This is a genomic window from Halovenus marina, from assembly GCF_051414115.1.
Taxonomy (GTDB): Archaea; Halobacteriota; Halobacteria; order Halobacteriales; family Haloarculaceae; genus Halovenus; species Halovenus marina.
Window position 1 is genome coordinate 1307522 of record NZ_JBLKNZ010000001.1, and the last position, 19073, is coordinate 1326594.

19 protein-coding genes are annotated in these 19073 nt (G+C 61.6%); 7 read left to right on the forward strand and 12 right to left on the reverse strand.

Annotated elements, in window-relative coordinates:
* Positions 1-592: 592 nt before the first annotated feature.
* The 3 genes from ACMGFL_RS06605 to ACMGFL_RS06615 form a co-directional block, all read right to left on the reverse strand.
* The gene (locus ACMGFL_RS06605; protein WP_436934745.1) at positions 593-1474 is read right to left on the reverse strand and encodes an ABC transporter permease; all 882 of its coding nucleotides are present in this window, start codon (positions 1472-1474) and stop codon (positions 593-595) included.
* Complete coding sequence (locus tag ACMGFL_RS06610) at positions 1471-2532, reverse strand: ABC transporter ATP-binding protein (protein ID WP_436934746.1); 1062 nt, start codon at positions 2530-2532, stop codon at positions 1471-1473. The genes ACMGFL_RS06605 and ACMGFL_RS06610 overlap by 4 nt, the downstream gene beginning before the upstream one ends.
* 70 nt (positions 2533-2602) lie before the next feature.
* On the reverse strand, positions 2603-3010 hold the full coding sequence (locus tag ACMGFL_RS06615) for a winged helix-turn-helix transcriptional regulator (protein ID WP_436934747.1): 408 nt from the start codon (positions 3008-3010) through the stop codon (positions 2603-2605).
* 118 nt (positions 3011-3128) lie between these two features.
* Here ACMGFL_RS06615 and ACMGFL_RS06620 point away from each other — a divergent pair, with 118 nt between their 5' ends.
* Positions 3129-3785, forward strand: a complete 657-nt coding sequence (locus ACMGFL_RS06620) for an NAD(P)-dependent oxidoreductase (RefSeq protein ID WP_436934748.1) — start codon at positions 3129-3131, stop codon at positions 3783-3785.
* Here the strand turns inward: ACMGFL_RS06620 and ACMGFL_RS06625 are convergent.
* Positions 3772-4071 (reverse strand): hypothetical protein, encoded by a 300-nt coding sequence (locus tag ACMGFL_RS06625; protein ID WP_436934749.1) that lies wholly within the window; start codon positions 4069-4071, stop codon positions 3772-3774. The genes ACMGFL_RS06620 and ACMGFL_RS06625 overlap by 14 nt on opposite strands.
* A gap of 349 nt (positions 4072-4420) precedes the next feature.
* On the opposite strand from ACMGFL_RS06625, the gene ACMGFL_RS06630 reads away from it, so the two are divergent.
* From ACMGFL_RS06630 to ACMGFL_RS06640, 3 genes are all read left to right on the forward strand, one after another.
* Entirely contained in the window at positions 4421-5287 is an 867-nt protein-coding gene (locus ACMGFL_RS06630; RefSeq protein WP_436934750.1) for a CheF family chemotaxis protein, read from the forward strand.
* Between the two features lie 96 nt (positions 5288-5383).
* The gene (locus ACMGFL_RS06635; protein ID WP_436934751.1) at positions 5384-6247 is read left to right on the forward strand and encodes a CheF family chemotaxis protein; all 864 of its coding nucleotides are present in this window, start codon (positions 5384-5386) and stop codon (positions 6245-6247) included.
* Between the two features lie 87 nt (positions 6248-6334).
* Positions 6335-7564 (forward strand): threonine synthase, encoded by a 1230-nt coding sequence (locus ACMGFL_RS06640; protein ID WP_436934752.1) that lies wholly within the window; start codon positions 6335-6337, stop codon positions 7562-7564.
* Between the two features lie 5 nt (positions 7565-7569).
* Here ACMGFL_RS06640 and ACMGFL_RS06645 read toward each other — a convergent pair whose 3' ends face one another.
* Positions 7570-8223, reverse strand: coding sequence for a metal-dependent hydrolase (locus tag ACMGFL_RS06645; RefSeq protein WP_436934753.1), 654 nt, complete (start codon positions 8221-8223; stop codon positions 7570-7572).
* A 262-nt stretch (positions 8224-8485) separates the two neighbouring features.
* Here ACMGFL_RS06645 and ACMGFL_RS06650 point away from each other — a divergent pair, with 262 nt between their 5' ends.
* The 3 genes from ACMGFL_RS06650 to ACMGFL_RS06660 all read left to right on the forward strand — a co-directional run bounded on the left by ACMGFL_RS06650 (position 8486) and on the right by ACMGFL_RS06660 (position 10254).
* Positions 8486-9031: a DUF7504 family protein gene (locus tag ACMGFL_RS06650; RefSeq protein ID WP_436934754.1), complete on the forward strand. Its 546-nt coding sequence runs from the start codon at positions 8486-8488 to the stop codon at positions 9029-9031.
* Positions 9032-9123: 92 nt separating this feature from the next.
* Positions 9124-9891, forward strand: a complete 768-nt coding sequence (locus tag ACMGFL_RS06655) for a DUF7260 family protein (protein ID WP_436934755.1) — start codon at positions 9124-9126, stop codon at positions 9889-9891.
* 57 nt (positions 9892-9948) lie between these two features.
* Positions 9949-10254 carry a PRC-barrel domain-containing protein gene (locus ACMGFL_RS06660; RefSeq protein ID WP_436934756.1) on the forward strand — a complete coding sequence of 102 codons (306 nt, stop codon included), beginning with the start codon at positions 9949-9951 and terminating at the stop codon, positions 10252-10254.
* Here ACMGFL_RS06660 and ACMGFL_RS06665 read toward each other — a convergent pair.
* The 7 genes from ACMGFL_RS06665 to ACMGFL_RS06695 form a co-directional block, all read right to left on the reverse strand.
* A complete protein-coding gene (locus ACMGFL_RS06665; protein ID WP_436934757.1) occupies positions 10251-11708 on the reverse strand; it encodes a DHH family phosphoesterase in 1458 nt (485 codons plus the stop codon). The two genes, ACMGFL_RS06660 and ACMGFL_RS06665, sit on opposite strands and share 4 nt — an antisense overlap.
* 171 nt (positions 11709-11879) lie before the next feature.
* Positions 11880-12401 (reverse strand): metal-dependent hydrolase, encoded by a 522-nt coding sequence (locus ACMGFL_RS06670; RefSeq protein WP_436934758.1) that lies wholly within the window; start codon positions 12399-12401, stop codon positions 11880-11882.
* Positions 12402-12534: 133 nt separating this feature from the next.
* Positions 12535-12879 carry a hypothetical protein gene (locus tag ACMGFL_RS06675; protein ID WP_436934759.1) on the reverse strand — a complete coding sequence of 115 codons (345 nt, stop codon included), beginning with the start codon at positions 12877-12879 and terminating at the stop codon, positions 12535-12537.
* Positions 12880-12941: 62 nt separating this feature from the next.
* Positions 12942-13325 carry a secondary thiamine-phosphate synthase enzyme YjbQ gene (locus ACMGFL_RS06680; RefSeq protein WP_436934760.1) on the reverse strand — a complete coding sequence of 128 codons (384 nt, stop codon included), beginning with the start codon at positions 13323-13325 and terminating at the stop codon, positions 12942-12944.
* A 39-nt stretch (positions 13326-13364) separates the two neighbouring features.
* Positions 13365-15335 (reverse strand): SpoVR family protein, encoded by a 1971-nt coding sequence (locus ACMGFL_RS06685; RefSeq protein ID WP_436936425.1) that lies wholly within the window; start codon positions 15333-15335, stop codon positions 13365-13367.
* A gap of 137 nt (positions 15336-15472) precedes the next feature.
* A complete protein-coding gene (locus tag ACMGFL_RS06690; RefSeq protein ID WP_436934761.1) occupies positions 15473-16801 on the reverse strand; it encodes a YeaH/YhbH family protein in 1329 nt (442 codons plus the stop codon).
* A complete protein-coding gene (locus tag ACMGFL_RS06695) occupies positions 16792-19068 on the reverse strand; it encodes a PrkA family serine protein kinase (RefSeq protein WP_436934762.1) in 2277 nt (758 codons plus the stop codon). The genes ACMGFL_RS06690 and ACMGFL_RS06695 overlap by 10 nt, the downstream gene beginning before the upstream one ends.
* Positions 19069-19073: the final 5 nt, after the last annotated feature.

Consider the following 19073-nt stretch of genomic DNA (forward strand, 5'->3'; position numbering starts at 1 on the left):
CTGTGACTCAAGTGGAGTTCCAGTCGTCGGGTCGACATGCCAATCCCCAACCCCCCTCATCCGCCGTCAGGAACTCCACTGGATAATCACTTCGGCGTTTCCGGGTTCACCGGTCTACTCCGGTCCCGGATCTCCGAACGATTTTCGTCCTGAGTGCTGACTCTATTATCAGACTGGACCAGTGTATCGAACGTAAATATGTATGACTCAGATATAGTATCTATTTTTGATTGGATGACCAAATAACGAACTCATATAGCGCGTCGTTTGTTTTTGAACTTTTTCCTAACAAAGCACCTATCTTAGCCGGGAAAGAAAGAAAAGGCGACAACTATTCTAAAAACACTCTATTATTATATCGATAATGTCTCTTTTTTCGTGTTCTTTACGGCTCTATGAACGCATAGACCCTTTGAGTAGTATCGGAATACAGAAACGAAATTATACGTAGTTTTAGCAGTTACACTGCACAAACTGTGTGTTCGAAATCGCACTCAGTGGGACCAGATCTGATCACACCTCTCAGTTCTCAAAACAATAGTCCAAATGTCGTGTTCTTTATACTATTTCCTAAATGCACCGTATCTGTCTATTATTTCACGTCGGAACTCGAGGCCCGTGACAGCAGGTAGACAGCGATGCCGCCCAACAGGAGGTCGAGTCCGATCAGGACAGCCACGCCGGGAACGACGCCGTCGAGCGTCCCCCCGAACCACGAAACGTCGATGACCGTCATCACGTCCTGGTCAACCATGACCGAACGAGCAGCGTCGACGCCGTACGTGACAGGGTTGAACCGAGCGAACGTCTGAATCCAGTCGGGAAGCGCCGCAAGCGGAAGGAACGCACTCGACAGGAACAACAGTGGAAACTGCAACAGGTTCGCACCGATGATCGTCGATTCCTGATCCCGTGTGAGAATCGCCAGCGCGTTCGAGAACGCGACGAACCAAAGCGAGAAGAGAACGCCGATTGCGATGATGGCGACGGCGCCGACGAGGCCAGTGACGATCTCCGCGCCGATGAGCATCCCCAATCCGAGAATGATCGCTATCTGTACGGCTATCCGAAACACTTCCGCGGCAGTCTTGCCGAGGAAGACGGCCGTGCGGTTCATCGGCGTGACCAGCACCTTCTCGAACATCCCATTCTCGATGTCGTTGACGAGTCCGACGCCCGAGGTGATGGCTGCCGCGAGCGCGACCTGAATCGCGATGGCGGGCACCAGATACGTCTCGTATCCGATCCCCGGAATCCCCTGATTGACTGCGCTCCCGGCCACGTTTCCGAACACGGCCGTGAACAACACGAGGAAGATGATCGGCTGAACGAGCGAGACGACCAGCACGAACGGGTTCCGGACCGCCTTGAGGTTCCACCGCTTGAAGTTCACCCACACGTCTCCGGCGAACGTGTTCCCGGAGCGCTCCGTTGGAGTCGCTGCCGAGCGCTCGTCTGCTCCGGGCGTGCTCATCGTTCGCCCTCCGTGTCGTCGGCGTCGAGTTCCTCACCGGTAATTGCCAGAAACACGTCGTCGAGCGTCGGTGCGCGGATATTGAATCCGGTCACTGTCAGCTCCGCGTCCCGGAGCGCGACGAGCAGATCCGTCCCGTGCTGGCGCGCTGTCTCAGCGGTGACGCTTACCCCCTCGTCCGTCTCAGTGACTGACCCATCAGCGAACACGTCGAACTCGCGTGCGATTTCCACGGCTCGTTGCCGGGCCGTCGGACCGCCCTCGAGTTCCACGTCGAGAATCTCACCGCCGACTTTGCGCTTCAGGTCTGCAGGGCTACCATCTGCGACGATTTCGCCGTCGAGGATGACCGCCAGCCGGTCACACAGCTGGTCCGCCTCCTCGAGATACTGCGTGGTCAGGAAGATGGTTGTTCCGAGGTCGTTGATGCGCTCGAAGTACTCCCACAGGCGATTACGGGCCTTCGGGTCGAGTCCCGTCGTCGGTTCGTCCAGAAAGACGAGCGGTGGGCGGTGGACCAGCGCGGTCGCGGCGTCTAGTCGCTTCTTCATCCCACCGGAAAACTCCTCGGCGCGCTTGTCTGCAACCTCGGCGAGGTCGACGAGGTCGAGCAGTTCAGTCACTCGTTCGGGTCGTTCGTCACGAGGGACACCGTAGGCCTCACAGGCAAAGCGGATGTTCTCCTCGGCGGTGAGTTCCGGGTCGATGCTCGTCTCCTGGGCCATGTATCCGATCGACTCCCGGATCTTCCGTGACTCGGAGCGGACGTCGAAGCCGTTGACGCGAACTTCGCCGCTGGTCGGGGACAACAGCGTGGCGAACACCTTGATCGTCGTCGTCTTCCCCGCGCCGTTCGGCCCGAGAAAGCCGAAAAACTCCCCCTCGGGGATGGCCATGTCGATTCCCTGAATCGCGGCCGTCCCGTCGGCGTAGACGAGTTCGAGCCCATCGACATCGATAGCGGCCGTCGCGTCGGTGCGTTGGTCCGCTCTCTCCGCGTCGGATCTGCCTTCGTCTCGGGAGACTCCGGCCAGACGCTCGGGTTCCGATGACGTCATACCATTACTATTCGTTGTGAAGCCATATACTCCCGACTTCGAAGTCTATCGGTTACTACAGGAAACGAAGTCAGAGGTCGTACTCGATTGCCCAGTGGTGGAGGTGTGCGAACACGGGAAACAGCGACTCCGCCTTCTCTGTCGGTGTGTACTCCACGCGAGGGGGGATCTCGTCGTAGGCTTCACGGTCGAGCAACCCCGCTTCCGTCAGGTCCTGTAGTCGCGTCGAGAGCGTGTTTGGCGCGATATCGAGTTCGCTCTCGATGTCGCTGAACCGGAGCGGCCCCTCGGCGAACGCGAAGGTGCTCAGAACGGCCATCGTGTGGGTCTTTCCGAGGAGACTGAGGAGGGTCGCGACCGTTTGATCGATTCGTTCCTGTTCCGCAGCATCGAACGATTCACGGAGCGCGATCGCTTCTTCGCGGGACAGTCCAGCGCTCAGATCTGGAACGTTCGGGGGTTCACTCTGTCCAGCCATCGGCAGTCGAATATCAACACTTGCAATCTTGTATCTTTGGATTGGGGGGACTCACGAAGCCAATACTTAGCACATTCGAAGTTACACGTATATACAATCTCCGTGACTATCGGTACGTATGCGAATCGCAGTATTCGGTGCAACTGGGCGGACGGGGCAACCGCTCGTCGAACAGGCGCTCGAACGCGGACACGAGGTGGTCTCCTTCGTTCGGGACCCGACTGGCCTCCCGCCGTCACTCCGGAGCGACGACCGAGTTATCGTGGTCCAGGGCGACGCCTACAGCGGTGAGGGCGTCGAACGCGCGATTGCGGGCGACAACGACCCTGTCGATGCCGTCGTCAGCGTGCTTGCACAGTCCTCCGACGGGCCGGACGACCTGCTGACAGCGGCGGGGCGGCACATGCTCGCGGCGATGGACGAACACGGCGTCGAGCGGTTCGTGACGCTGGTCGGTGCGGGCGTTCGCGAGGAGGATGAATCGGTGAGTCTCGGCGGGCGTGCCATGGGCGCGCTGTTGAAACTGCTGGCACGGTCGGTGCTCGAAGACGCCCGCGATCAGGTCGAAGCAGTCAGAGCCAGCGACACTCGCTGGACGGTCGTTCGCGGCCCGCGACTCACCGAGGACGAGCATACAGGGGAGTTCCGCCACGGGACTGACCTCTCGCTCGGCATGCGCGATACCGCCGCGCGGGCGAACGTTGCCGCGTTCATTCTGGACTGTCTCGAAGACGACCTGTACGTCCACGAGATGCCGAAGGTCACTGACGCATGACGGACCCGATACTCGTCACTGGGGCGACCGGAACTGTCGGTCGGCACGTGGTCGCTTCCCTGTCAGACCGTGACGCCGCCGTCAGAATCGGCGTTCGTGACCCCGACACTTCCCGGACGAGTTTGCGGACGCCGGGGACGTGGTCGAGTTCGACTTCACGAGGCCTGAAACGTGGGGCCGGGCGCGGACAGGCGTGGGTGGCGTCTTCCTCGTTCGCCCACCTGTCGTGGACAAATCCGATGTCGGTGCGTTCGCCGAAGCCGCGGATCGTGTCGGTGTCGGCCACATCGCGCACCTCTCGACGCTCGGTGCAGCAAAGACCGTCCTCGTTCCCCACCACTGGATCGAACGGCGTATCCGGGCGACTGATACCCCGTACACGTTGCTGCGGGCGTCGTTTTTCATGCAAAACCTCCTCGAAGTGCATCGCCCAGATCTCGCCGAACACGACGAAATCTTCGTCCCGTCTGGGAGTGGAAAAACCAGTTTCCTAGATGCGCGGGACATCGGCGAGGCAGCGGCAATTCCGCCGGAACATAGAGCATGTACAGCAAATCGACGATTGTTTTTCCTCGGTTCGGCAGGTGGGAGTTCTTATATACGCTGGCACCAGTACAGTTCACCAACACGGCCCGATGAGCGAACGCGAACAGAAACTGCTCGACGTCGCCGGGGACTACCTCTATGCGGTTCGGGACGGCGAGGTGCTCGATTCGCCCGCGTGGCACTCGTGTCGGATCGTACTGACGAACGAGCGTCTGGTTCTCTCCACGTCGGACAACAAGCAGGCAATCGCACACCCGAACATCTACGTCCCCGAGGGCGACGACGCCGTTCCAGCGGCGTTCGACACCGACGCTGCGACGCCACTCAAGATCGGGGACCACGTCATTCTCGTCGACGCCCAGCAGGTGGACGACTTCGAGTCGGAGTACTGCCGCGCTGCGCTGCACGACGAAGTGATTCTCGTTCGGTCCCGGGCGGTTGTCGGCGGCGTCGTGCAGGACGATGCAACGTGGTCGAAGGCGCGATTCCGTCTCGACGACGACCAGATTCATCTCGCCTTGCCCGAGGACCAGACAGTGGAGTTCGCAATCGACAACGTCGGCACCGTCGAGACCGAATCCCAGCAGGTCATGGGCGACCGCCGTCAGGTCGTGAAGGTCGAACACACAGACGAGAGCGGCCACAGCGTCGAAACGCACTTCTCCGGCGTCGAGTGGCACTCGCGTGCGCTCGAATCCCTGCTCCAGAGCGTGATCGAGGACCGGCAGGACGACTACGAACTCTCAGACGAGGAGAGTCAGGTGCTAATGGCGCTGTACTCGGGCGTCTCGCCGTTCGAGATGGCAGATTTCGTCGGCCTGCCCGTCGACGAAGTCGAGGAGATCTATCAGAACCTCCTCGATGTGGGTGCGGTCGACAAAGTGCGTGAGCGGACGGAGGTGACGCTCAACGCACAGGGGCGCAACATGGCGAGCGAGGAGATGAACGAGCGATGAGAGCGACCTGCCGGACCCGAACACTGCCGACAGCGAACTGTCGATAGGGGCCGCTGTTTTTAATTGGGGGAGCCACTTACGATCAACACGACTGCCATGAGCGACTCCGAGCAGAAAATCGAGGACACGCAGGGGCAGTATCTGCGGGCCGTGAAAAACGGGCAGGAACTGAAGGACGCGGAGTGGCAGCAGTGTCGCGTCATTCTCACGACCGAGCGAATCGCGTTGATCACCGACGAGAAACTTGTCGTGCCCCTCGCCGACATCGACCAGATGGGCGACCGGTACGACGTCAACGACAACGCTGCTGGGATGGGGTCGTACTCGACGCTCTCGGTCGGCGACGACGTGTTGCTCGTGACGACCGCCGACCACGAGACGTTTCGGACGAACTTCTACCGGGCAATTCTCGACCGGGCAGTCATCTACGTGCGCCATCCCGCAGTGCTCGGGGGAGTCGTTCAGGGGACCGAGTGGCAGCGCGGCCGACTCAAGGTGACGACCGAATCGGTTCGACTCTCGCTCGAAGACGGACAGCAGTTCACCATCGACAGAGACGACATCGGTGAGTTCGAGCAGGACGAACAGGTGGTCGCTGGCGAGGAGCGAAGCGTTCTCGAAGTCGAACACACCGACGACGAGGGTCGCAGCGTTGAGACGTATCTCTCCGGTCGGGAACACCACATCTCGGTGCTCGCGCGCTTGCTGGAGGAGGGCGCCCGACAGAACCAGGCCGACCTGGACCTCAGCGCGACCGAGCGACGTGTCGTGATGGCGCTGTACTCGGGCGTCTCACCGTTTGCCATCTCGGAGTTCGTCGGCATCGATGTCGAGCGCGTCGAGGAAATCTACGACCGACTGATCGAACTCGACGTCGTCGAAGTCGTTCGCGAGCGCAAAGACGTGGGACTGACCGCGCAGGGCCGGAAGGTCGCTGGCGAGGCGATGGGCGAGCAGTAATCCCTCGCGTGCGTCGGGCGGTTTACAGCCGAGCCTCGAAACAGGCCCGGAAGACATATATCCGCTCCCCGGTCGCTTGTATGTGACGTGACTTCGGATATCGGACTGTCCTGTCCGCGCTGTGGTCGGCGGGTCCAGCCCGGAACGGCGGTGCGCTGTTTCGACCATGAGACGCCCGTCACGCTGGAGTTGGACTTCGATATCGATCAGATTCGTGAGCGGTTCGACCCGGCCGAGCGCGGCCGTCGGGACATCTGGCGATACCGCGACCTGTTCCCGGTTTCGGGAAAGACGCCGGTGACGCTCGGTGAGGGGTGGACGGATCTCGTCGATGCGGACAAACTCGGCGGTCGTCTGGACGTCGATCTCTCACTCAAACTGGAGGGGGCAAATCCGACTGGGTCGGCAAAGGACCGGGGAAGCAGCGTGCTCGTCACGCACGCCAGAGAGCAGGGATACGACGGCGTGGCCTGTGCGTCCACGGGGAACGCGGCGGCGTCGGTGTCGGCCTACGCTGCCCGCGGCGGACGAGACTGCACGATTTTCGTCCCCGGCAGCCTGCCACGCGCCAAGGGAGTGCAATCGCGCATCTACGGCGCAGAGGTGGTCACCGTCGACGGCGAGTACGAACAGGCCCACGAGGTCTGTCAAACGCGCGTGCAACAGCAGGGGTGGCTCGACAGGAGTGCAGGCTCGACACCGCACGTCCCGGGGGGCGAGCGAACGCTCGGGTACGAACTCGCAGAGCAGACCAGCCGTGTCCCGGACTGGGTCGTCGTCCCCATCGGCAACGGCGGAACGCTCGCCGGTGCATTCGAGGGCTGGCGAACCTTCGAACGGCTGGGACTGGTCGATCAGACCCCGCGATTTCTGGGCGTGCAATCGAGAAGCGCGTGTCCGATTCACGAGTCGCTGACCGAGGACACCGAGCGACAGAGGGACGGCGACAGCACCGCGTCAGGAGCCGCTTCCGCCAGCGGCGAAGTAACCGACACCTGCGCCGACAGCATCGACGTCAGCACGCCCCAGCGAACGGCAGCGGTCCGTGCGGCACTCACGGAGAGCAACGGAGCGACCGTCGCAGTCGATGACGAGGCGATACGGACGTGGATGCACGAACTCGGATCAGCGGAGGGGGTCTTTGCGGAACCGGCGAGTGCAGCGACGCTAGCAGGACTTGCGCTCGCCCGCGAGCGCGGGCTGGTCGCGCCGGGATCGAACGTCATCGCGGTCATCACCGGAAGCGGGCTGAAAGACATCGAAACGGCAAACACCGCAATTCACAGCGAACCGAATAGCTCGACCGGAGCCGAGTAACCAGTTCACTCCTCGTCGGCGAGCGACGGTGAGAGTCGGAACCGAGCGAGCGTGACGATGGAGCCACAGACGACGACGAGCAGCTCCCAGGCCGCACCGATGACGGGGAAGATTCGTTCGGGGTCGCCGCCGTCCTCCGCGGGGGCCGGGTTGACGCCGGTGTTCTGGACAACCTCGTCGGTCGAACCGACGGGTTCGGGGGCTGGCACAGCGCCGCTGTCAGACTCGAAAAACGTCTGGACGATTCCGCGCTGGTTCGACAGTTCGATCTTGCCATCGAGCGCGTAGAACTGGTCGTGCAGGGGCCAGAGGAGATTCGCCGACCCGTCGGTCATGTCGAACAGAATCGCGACGACGGCGTAGCACAGCAGACTCACCCACGCGACGCGCAGCCCCCAGTATCCCCAGCGGTCGAGGACAAACGACCGCTCGCGAATTCGCAGGTCGACCCACAGAAGCACACCAAGCCCGACCGGTATCACGAGCGTGTGAAGCGCGGCCCGGTGGGCGGGGTCCCAGACCAGCGCGATAAACGAATCCAGATCCGCAAACGCCGTCACGGCGAACACGACGAGCAGCGCCTTCCAGCCGTAGGCAGTTCCGAGCAACGCGGCAGCCACCATCCCCGCAAGGGCGAGATGGACGAGTGTCGATGGCATGCGTGGAGATGGCATGGGATCGAGATGAGTCTTGTGCCGGTCGGTGGCCAGTCCTCACAAGGAGATGCGACGATCTGAACGCCGCCAGTACTATCAAATAAACTGAACGAAGTCAGGGATTCAAACGGAGGGTACTGGAACAGGCCACAGAGGGACGCGATAGATTTATACTGAAACCGGACAGAAATCCACATGGGTAGCGGTGAGGGGTGTACGATGAACCGAACAGACAGAGATACACACAAACAGGGGATGGGGAAGGATGACAAGCCAGAGTGAGACGCACAAGCAACGGGGGACCGGACAGCAGTTCAGACCTGGCAAGCAGGTGCTCGTGTCGGTGAACTCGATGCAGTCGCCGCTCGAACGGTGTTCACCGACCACAGCCGGGCGGGTTCTGCTCATCTCCTCGGCGTCCCCGGTACGGGTACAGCGTCGCATCGAGAACCGGGGAATCGCTATCGAGGACGTGGGGTTGATCCCGCTTTCTGAGTCAGAGTACGCATACGACGGCCCGCTGTGTCACACAGATCCGGTGTCGCCGGGGGACCTGACCGGACTCAGCATCGAGTTCGTCAAGGCGCTCGATTCGTTGCTGTCCGGCGACTGGGTCGTGTTCGACGACCTGGCCACGCTCACGATGTACGTCGACGATCAGGACATCGTGCGGTTGGTCACGCATCTCTCACGACAGACGAGTGAACGTGACGTGACTGGTCTCTACGGCGTGACGCGCTCGGCGATAGGGGAGAACCTCTATCGGGTACTCGGACAGTCAGTCGACAGGACGGTCGATCTACAACAGTAGCTATTGAGAGATATCGAGCGATACATTCGGCTCATAGTAGCGCTCATTAGCCGTCCACCAGTGGATCAGAGTTGAGCTGGTCGTGTTACCAAATGAGAACGATACGATATCCACACATCGAACAGGCAACAGCGGTCGTCGAGACCGAACGGACGTACATACAGCGGGAGATCGAGGCGTTCGACCGATTTCTGGTTCGACTTGCCGATGTCCCCTCGGAAGTACACGCGGCCGCGAATGCACAGACACAGACGACAGTCGTGCGGTCGGTTTCACCGTCAGTGGGGCGCGGTGCTGGACGGCTGGAGGCGTTGACGACGGCCTACCGCGAGACAGTCATGGCGGTTCCACACTACGAGGACGAGTACGGCGATTCACTCGCAGAGAGCCTCACCGCGGAGTTCGGTTCGACGCTCGCATTTCAACTCATCCGCGGCGAGGCGCTGACCGGACGGACCCGCGAGGCGGTACTCGATGCTGCACGCGGGTCTCGGGACCGGCGTCATCGCTTACTCCAGATTCTCGACGCCGAAGCGGAATCACTCGAGGATGCGAGCGAGGAACTCAGATCCATCGAACAGGAGTATCTCTCACTGAAAGACCGGATCGACGCGGAGACCCAGTCGTCGACGCTCAGTGCGATCGATAGCCAACTCGAACCGCTGGAACAGCAGTGTCTGGACATCGTCGAGCATCGCCAGCAACGCGTCCGAGAGGAGTCTGTCGCGTTCCGAACCGACGAGAACATCACGATTCTGGAATTTCTGTACGAGGATATACGGCCCGCGACACCCGTCGCTCGGACTGCCGGGGACGTGCTCGAACGGATCCGAGAGACACGCAAGCGCTGTCTCAGATAACCAGCGCAATCGTCGCCCCTGAAAACAGTTAAGGGACTACCACGACTGGTGACGTGTATGGACCACGAGTCAGTCCCACAGGAGATCACGGCGCTCGTCGGGAGAGAAGTGTACACGAAAAACGGCGTTCTCGTCGGTGAGATCGAAGATCTGCGACTCGATCTGGAGGCGGAGGAGGTCAATGGGTTAGCGCTGCACCAGCTCAACCGCGAACTGTTCGGCCCAGAGACCGCCTCGTCGCGCGGCGTCATCGTTCCGTATCGGTGGGTTCAGGCCGTGGGGGATGTCGTCATCGTCAACGACATCGTCGAACGCATCCAGCAGGCAAAGGACAGCGAGACTGACGACGAAGTAGCCGCCTAGCTCCCGTTCGTTCCATCTGAGCTTTCGACGCCCATCGCCTCGAACAACCGCTTTTTCACCGCCTCCTCGGTGAGTTCGAGCAGCGTGTCCCGGTTGTCTTCGCTGACTTCGATCCCCGTAAAGATCCCGAGCGGTATCTCGACGCTCGCGTCCGTCGAGTGCCCCGCTGAGGAGCCGATGTCGCCGAACGCTTCTTCGAGAACGCGACCGATGTCCATGCGGATGTCTTTCGAGCGGGCCGCGAGATAGATCGTGTCGTCCGCAATCGCAAAGACGGCACTCGTGGTGATCCCCTCCAGATTGAGAAGGTGCTGGGCGGCCTGCGAGAGCGCGTCGCGGTCGCGGATGAACCCGGCGTTCGAGACGAGGTGTGAGCCCTCGACTTCGCGGTTCTGGATCGCATCGGCGAGTACGTCGAGGGTCTCGGCGGACATCGACGGCGACTCGACCTGTTCGAGCGTGTCGTGGTCAGCGAAGGGATACAGATAGGCCGCGGCAGTCAAGTCAGCAGGCGTGGTGTCTCGCTTGAAATCGAGCGTCTCAGCCCGAATGCCGTACAAAAGCGCCGTCGCGACCTCCTGTTCGAGTGTGAGGTCGAGTTCCTGAATGTACTTGGTGAGAATGGTCGACGTAGCCGAGACGTTGGGTCGGATGTCGGAGAACTCGGCGTCGTGTTCGTGGTCGTACTCGTAGTGGTCGATGATGATATCGGTGCCCTCGGGCCACTCGGGTTCGCCACCCTTCGCGTGGTCGACGAGCGCGACCGTGCTGTACTGGTCCAGATCGACCTCCTTGGCGGAGACGAGTTCGATGCCGAGCAGATTGACGAAGGCGCGGTTCTCCTGGTGCCCAATATCGCCCTCGTAGATAATGTCCGCGTCGATATCTCGGCTTCGGGCGATGGTCTGGAGTGCGGCGGCGCTCGCAATCGAGTCGGGGTCGGGGCTCTGGTGGATCCGGATGGCCATCGCCATCTCGGTGCCGTCGATGAGGTCGACGAGTTGCCGGGCCTTGTACTCCAGTTCGCCGGTTTCGAGCGCGCGCATCGCCGAGTCTGCGATGACGGCAGAGGGGTTGATGACGACATCTGCGCCTGCTTCAGAGAGTTCGTCTGCCGAGACTGGGTCGGATGCGCGTGCGACGATGTACTGGTTCGTCCCCCGGTCGCGGATGTGTCTGACAACGTCCGCGTTCGCGTCCGTATCCGACGAGAGGATCAACACGACATCGCGGTCGTCGATGGCGTCGACGACGGACCTGTCGCGGATGTCGGCCTGCTGTGCGTTCAGATCCTGGTCGCGAAGCGCCTCGACGCGCCCCTCGTCGCGGTCGATTATCAACACGTCGTTGCCCTCGGCGACCAGTTCCTCCGCGACAGCGTGGCCAACACTCCCGCACCCGAGAATCGCATACGTCGACATCGACGACATCGTGATGCCAGTACCGGTACTCATCAGTATCACACCAGTTTGTCCGGAGACCCTTATAACGCACAGATCCTTTGCAGTAGATGGGAGTCCCTTCTGCTCGCGGAATTGACTGATACTGTCGGCTGTCCCATCTCGAAACTACTTCGCCACCCCCGGTGGCGAATATTTGCACGCACTTACAGCCGACAGTATGACTTATACTGCCCTATCGCCGGTGTGAGTCGTATTCCGCCGCCAGACCAGCATCGCGACGGCCACGAGAACGAACTCGAACAGGAAGTACGGATTGGTCAGTTGTCCCGTAAGCAGCCCGAGGATCGTGGGCGGCCCTCCGGGATACGGTTCGACGGGCAGAATCGGCCACAGAAGCATGTTCGCAGAGCCGCTGCCAGTCCACAGGATCGGAAGTAGGTCCATAAGCTGATGTGAGAACAGCCCAACTCCGAGTCCGGCCGCCAGGTCGATGCGGTCGTGGCGTCGACAGTACAGCGCGACTACGAGAACGAGTGGAACGGCGAAGACCAGCGAGTGTCCGAGCGACCGACCAGTCGGAAGGACCCCGATGTACCAGGAGAGTGGTTTATCCAGAAGGTCTGGGAGCAGTGCGCCAAAGAGCACCGCGATCACGGCCCCATTCTGGGAGATCTGTCCGCGAAGCTCCCGACTGTACAGCTGATGGAACAGATAGGCAGCAGCGAGATGTCCGGGCGGCCACACATCTCTGACTCCGAGGGCAGTCGATGTAGGTTTTTCGTACTGATTACGGCACCTTATACTGTCGGCTGTCCCATCTCGAAACTACTTCTCCACCCCGGGTGGTGAATCGTTGTCCGTCCGGACAGCCGCAGTATTAGCTCACGCCGCTTTCGAGATTTTCCAGCAACTTCCCGACGAACAGTCCCAGTCGCGGTGAGATGTCCCCGTCAGTGCCTTCCTTTGGCTGAGCGGCGAGCGTCTCGACGAACCGCTCGGAATGGGTCATCGCGTTTATCATGTCGACGACGTCGACGGTGAGTCCCTCGTCAGACGTGTCGAGTCCGGGATGGCGTTCGGTCATCTCCGCCGAGTAGGTGATGGTCCACGACGGCCCGCCGACGGCGTCGACAGTATCTTCGACCATCCCGACTTCGAGACGGCCGTCGCCCGACCCAACGTAGATGACTCCATCATCGATGACCGTCTCGTACCGTGTCACAGACAATTCGGGGTAGCGTTCGCAACCGCATCAAGGTTGCGTGCCGTCCGACCATCCGGACCCTAGGGCGGCGCGACGACCACGGTGCGCGTCCGCGGCCCGTCACACTCGACGAGCAGAATCGACTGCCACGTGCCGAGTTGCAGGTTCCCGTCCTCGACGGGAATCGTCACCTCGGGGCCGAGCAGCAGCGACCGGACGTGTGAGTCCGCGTTCCCGTCGAGTCGGTCGTGTTGCCACCCCGAGTCGGGGATAAGATCCGCGAGCGCGTCCTCGAAGTCCGCGAGCAGGTTCGATTCCGCCTCGTTGACCGTGATTGCGGCTGTCGTATGCTGGCTGAACACCGTCACCGTGCCCGTTGTGTCCGCGGGGAGGGCACGCTCGACAGCGTCCGTAATATCGACGACTGTCAGCTTCGACTCCGTCGAGACAGTTAGCTCTTCCATATCAGTTAGTAACGAGTGACGGTATAGAAAATCCGTGCCTCAGGCGAGCCACTCGTCGGGTTTGGTGTCGTAATCGACGTCGGTTGCCGCGAGGTGTTCGACCGTCTCCCAGTCGAGTTCCGTCTCGTCGAACTTCTCGCCGTCGTAGCGGATTTCCCGGCCCTTCTCTGTCGGTTCGGGTTCGCGGTCGCGCCGTCGCGCCACCTCGATATCGTGGTCGTCGTATTCCGCGACGATAGTTCTGAGTGCGACCGGACGACCCCAGAGTTCGAAGACTCGTTCGAGCGTCGCTTTCGCCTGCGGGATGTCGAGTGCGACGCCGTTGTACTGATGTTCCAGCAGGAGTTCGTTCCGGTTCTGGTAGTTCGCGTCGGCCACCACGATAGTGGGCTTTCCGAAGTTGGTGAACCGGAGCATGAGCTTCTTTTTCACGTCCTCGTAATCCGTCGAAGTCGCCCGATAGTCCTCGGTGGTGTGCATGTACTCGTAGGTGAAGTAGTCGTGCTCGTCGACGAACTCCTGCGTGAGAAACTCGTCGAGGAAGGTCACGTCGTTGTGGCTCTCCCGAACTTCGAGCATGCGGTCCCAGCCGATGGTGTACTCGATGTCGTCGATTGCGGCCTCGACGCTGTCGTATCGTGACCGGTCGAACAGGTAACGGGAGATGCGCTCGGTCTGTTCGGTCGAGATGCGGCCGAGATAGCCGCGGTTTTGCGGCTTGACGAGCGAGTAATGCCGCTCTGCGAGACCCTCGTAGGTGAACAGCTTCCAGGGGTATTTTGTGAGGTCGAACGCTCCCTCGCGCGCCGCCGCGAGCGACTCGGCGTCGATGCGGGGGTCGTCCTCGGGGACCGAATCGAGACCGTCTGGGTCGACCGAATCGACGAGCGGATCGGGTTCGAGCAGGTCGAGCACGTGACCGAAATCGACCGTCTCGTGGAAGTTCCGCCACGTGATACCCTCGACCCGGAGCAACTGCTCGACGACGTGCCGTCGGTTGGCGGTGTTCTCGACGTGTTGCCACAACTGGAGACCGAGGCTGTAGGGGTTCACGCCGCCCGACCCGAGCACCTTCGACATGTGGTCGGCGTAGGTGAGAAACTCGTCGGCACCCGCAAATCCTTCCTCGCCCATCATTAGCGACTCGTAGTAGGAGGCCCAGCCCTCGTTCATGATCTTCGTCATCTTCTGGGCAGCGAAATAATAGGCCTCCCGGCGGAGAATCTCCAGAATCTCCCCTTGCCACTCGGTCATCTCGACGGCCTTGTCGGCCTCGTCGTCGTACTGCATGCCGTGTGCTCTGAGAAAGCCGAGCAGGTCCGGCTCCGGTTCTGCGGGAACGGTTCCGCGTTCTTCCGACTCGGACTGTGCGTCGAGCCACTCCTGGTCGAACACGTGGTCTCTGACCTCCGTCGAGATGTCAAGCCCCGAAAGCTGGTCTTCCAGGTCGTCGATGTCGATATCGAGGTCAGTCTTGTCGCTCTCGACCGGGTTGTACACCGCGTGCTGGTCGATGTTGTCCTCCAGACAGAGGATGTGGTCGATCCACTGCTCGACCTCGGCCCGGTCGATCTCGGGGTCGTGCATGTAGTCGCGGATGGTGTCCGCGTGGCGAGCGAGCAACAGGGCGGCGTCTGGGTTGTCGCTGAACAGGCCAAACCACTCGTTGTTGTTGAAAAAGTCCGCGTGGGCCTCGACGTGGGTGATCACCGCCTTCTGGTCGGCGAGGCTGTTTGACACCTGCAGGAACGCGTGTGCGGGGTTGTCGTTGTTCACGATCTCGAAGGCCTTGCCGCCGAGGAACTGCCCCTGCTTTTGCTGGCGGTCGTACTGCATCCCCCAACGCCAGTGGGGGTATCGCTCCTGGAAGCCGCCGTAGGCGATTAGCTCGTTCATCTCGTCGTAGTCGACGATCCAGTAGTTGACCGGGTAGGGGTCGAGTCCGAGTCGGTTGGCCAGATTCGACGCCTCGCGGACGGCCTCTTCGAGTCGCTCTGCTTCGCGTTGCATCCGAATTGACTCGTCGACGTCCCAGCGCTCCGTGACGTCGGCGCGCTCGCCAGCACGCGACGCGCCGTCCGAACCACTGCGGTCCGTATCGATCGGCGTGTATCTGCTGTCGGTCTCGGGTGAGTCGTTGTCTGTCATTATCGCTCTGTCTCCGTTGATTCGGTGCTCAGGATCTCGTAGATGGCGTCGGTCACATCCTCCGGCGAGGTGACGTAGGCCACCGCAACGTCGTCCCGGTCACCGAGTTCGGTTTCAACCTCGTCGGCGTGGGTCGCGTTGATCGCGTTGCCGGAGGGCTGTGTCTCGACGTAGGCGTGGAGGTTCGCGTCGATCGACTCCATCAGCGGGATGACGTTCTCCGCGGTGTCGTTCGAGGAGTTCTCTGAGTCACCCGCGGCGAAGACGTAGCGGTTCCAGTCGCTCCAGGGGTACTCCTCGTCGAGGCGCTCCTGCGCGAGTTCGTACGCGCTGGAGATGCGCGTTCCGCCGCCCGAGCGGATGCCGAAAAACTCCGTCCGGTCGACCTCCCACGCCTCTGCGTCGTGGGCGATGTAGACGAACTCGGCGTTGTCGTACTTGCCCTGCAGATACCAGTCGAGCGGCGTGAACGTCCGCTCGACGAGTTCCCGCTTGTTCTCGCGCATGCTCCCCGAGACGTCTCGGATGTTCACCACGACGACGTTCTTCTCGCGCTCCTCGATGATCTCGGGGTAGCGGTAGCGCTCGTCCTCCCGGCGGAACGGGATCTGGTCGATCCCTTCCTGTCGGATACGCTGGGCAGGGGGCGTTCGCTCGACGCTGGCTTCCATCTCGTCGAGGTCCGCATAGACCGCCCGGTCGTCCTCCGAGAGTTCGTCGTACTGCTCGTCGATCCAGGCACGCGAAACGGGGATCGAGTGTTCGCTCCGCGCCCACTCGAAGGTTCGCTGTGGCCCCCAGCCGTCTATCTGGAGCGCCGCACGCACGTACTCCCGGTCGAAATCCATCGCCAGTTTCCGCTTGAGGCCCTGCTTGAACAGGCGCTCGAAGTCGAGCGTGCTGGTGGGGCCAGTTCGCGTGATGTCGGTGAAATCGCCTTCCGTCTCCTCGACGACCTGCTTGCCTTTCGGCTCCAGGTCCAGCCCCAGTCGCTCGTCGAGTTCCTCGGCGAACTCCTCGGGGTCCATCTCGTAGTACTCGTGTTCGCCACCTTCTTCGCCTGGTTCGCCCTCGTCGCCGTCGTCGTCGCCGTCCTGCGGTTCACCGACCGGGTCGCCGGGTTGTGGCGTCCCGCCGTCGCCCTGTCCGACCCCGCCCATATCGCGCTGGTCGTAGGCGAACTCGGGCAGGTCGATTATCTTGATCGGGATCCGCACCGAGTCTGGTCTGCTCTGTCCCAGATCACCGTACTGGATGAACTCGGCAAGGTCCTGTCGTCTGGACTCGCCGACTTCCCGGTAGCGTTCGAGGTCGTCTCTCAGCCCCATTTGTAACTCACCTGGTCCATGACGTGACGGCTGGTCAACTCAGCGGCGGCCTCGCTGTAGCCGTACATCTCCTGCAGATTGCGGATCGTCTCCGCTTTGATCCGGGCGGTCTGGGTGTTTTTCGGCGGGTCAGCCCACTGTCGCGGGTCGAACTCCTCGAACGTGCGCTCGATGTCTGCCCAGTCGTGTGTCCCGAGCACGGAGCGGATGACGGGGATCTCTCTCGGGTCGACGTCGGAGACGCGGAACTCCTCGTCGCGGTGTCGCCACGCGTGTCGGTTGAGCGCAGTGATGATCTTCTCCGTTCGGAAGGCCCGAACGTCCTCGTTCGGTCTGCTGCCGTCGTATTCGGACTCGTCGAACCGTCCGAGATGTTCGATCTCGAAGACCTTCATCGTCAGCGGGTCGGGGTCGACCAGTTCGCCGCGGTCGTTTTCGAGTTGCTCGCCCTCGGCCCACGCATAGACGTGTTCGAGGTACTCCTCGACAGTCTCCTCGTCGACCCGCTTTTCCCGCATCATCGCGTCGAGGACGTCCGTCTCCTGTCGCTCGAAGATGTACTCCTTCACTGGGACGACGCGCTCTTCGAACTCGGTCGCCTCGCTCGCCGAGAACACTGGCGCGTCGATGAGATGTTCTGCCATCGCGTCGAGGACGTCCCGCGGCATGATCACTCGGTCGACGTCGAGGTCCTCGTGGAACCTGTCGGTCTCCTCGTAGAGTTGGTCTGCGATGACGTCGCGGGTGTAGGTGACCGGGATCCCAGTCGCGCCGTCGTGTGCACTGTCGTCGAAGTCGAACGACTCGATGCCGACGCGTTCGTCCCCGTCGTGGAGATAGCCACGGTCGAACAGCAGCGCCTTCTCGACCAGGTCGAGGTCCTCGGGCAGATCCGATTCAACCAGTCGGGAGACGACGGCGTACAGCGCTGCGGCCTCGACTGTGTGGGGTGCGAGTTCCCGTTCGACCACCTCGTCGCCAGCGCTGACGGTGATGACGACGGGTTCGCGGATCCGCGTTTCGAGTTGGTCCCACGTGTTCACGTCCCAGACTTCGGTCTGGTCGGTCAACTCGCGGCGGAGCAGTTCGGCCTCCAGCGAGAGGTTCGTCAGGTACGTGAACTCGTGTCTGTCGAGGCGGCGCTTGAGCGCCTTCAGCGGGTCCTGTCCCTGCTTGCTTGCGTGCTGGTCGAGTTGCGCTTCCAGATCCGGGTTCGAGATGATGATCAACTGGGTGTCGACGTCCATCCCGATCCCCTTGTCGAGTTTTACCCGGCCCTCGTCGGGGACGTTGAGCAATTTCTGGAGCAGGTCGGCGTGCTGTCCGGCGTCTTCGACGATGGTTACCAGCCCGTTGCCCTGCGAGAGGACGCCATCGTAGGAGAACGCCTGTGGGTTCTTCCGACCCCGTGAGTCGAGTTCGCGCAACATTCCGGCCATCCACGTGCCGACGAGACGCTCCTTGGGTGACCCCTCGTCCTCGGAGTGCAGGATTCCGATGCCATCCCCGACGTCGACGACGTAGTTTTTCACCCGAAGGTGGTGTTCGTCGGTGATGGCCGAAAAGAGGTCCTCGACACCATCGCGTCGGTACTCCGTTTCCAGCAGGTCGTAGGCCTCGCGACAGAACGGGTCGAGGTCTCCCTCGACGCGAACGGGGATGTGGTCGTCCAGTCGCTCGTTCATCCGGGCGAGTAACTCTGTCCGAACCGACCGTGGAAACACCGTCAACGGGTGTGTCTGGACCGGGCTCTCGTACCAGTCGTCCTCGTCGGCGGTGGGTCGGTCGCCGTAAGTCATGCCCGGTTCGTTCCCGACGCCTGCGACGTTCCACTCCAGCGTGTATCGCCGCCCCTCGTCGGTCTTCGAGTACTCGCGAAGCCCGTTGACGAGACAGCGTTTCAGCTCCGATTTTCCGGTTGCCGTCGGGCCGTCGAGCCAGAGAATCTTCTCGGCTTTGCCCCGCCCGGCCGCAATCGAGCGCAGGTCGTCGACGAAACTGTTCAACACCGCGGTGTTGCCGAGGATGGCGTGTTCCCCATCGTTCCACGGGTCGTCGAAGAATCGGTAGCGCTCGGTCTCCTCGCCCTCTTCGAGGACCGTTCGCGTTCCGGCGTGCTCGATGGCATCGAGCAGGTACTTCGGGGCGTGCGCGGCCAACTGCGGCTGGTCGAGTAACATCTCGACGTACGCATCGAGGCTCATCGGCTCCTCGTAGGTGGCTTCGAGCGCGGTATCAGCGGCCTCGATGAACTCGTTGTCTGTCATGGTCT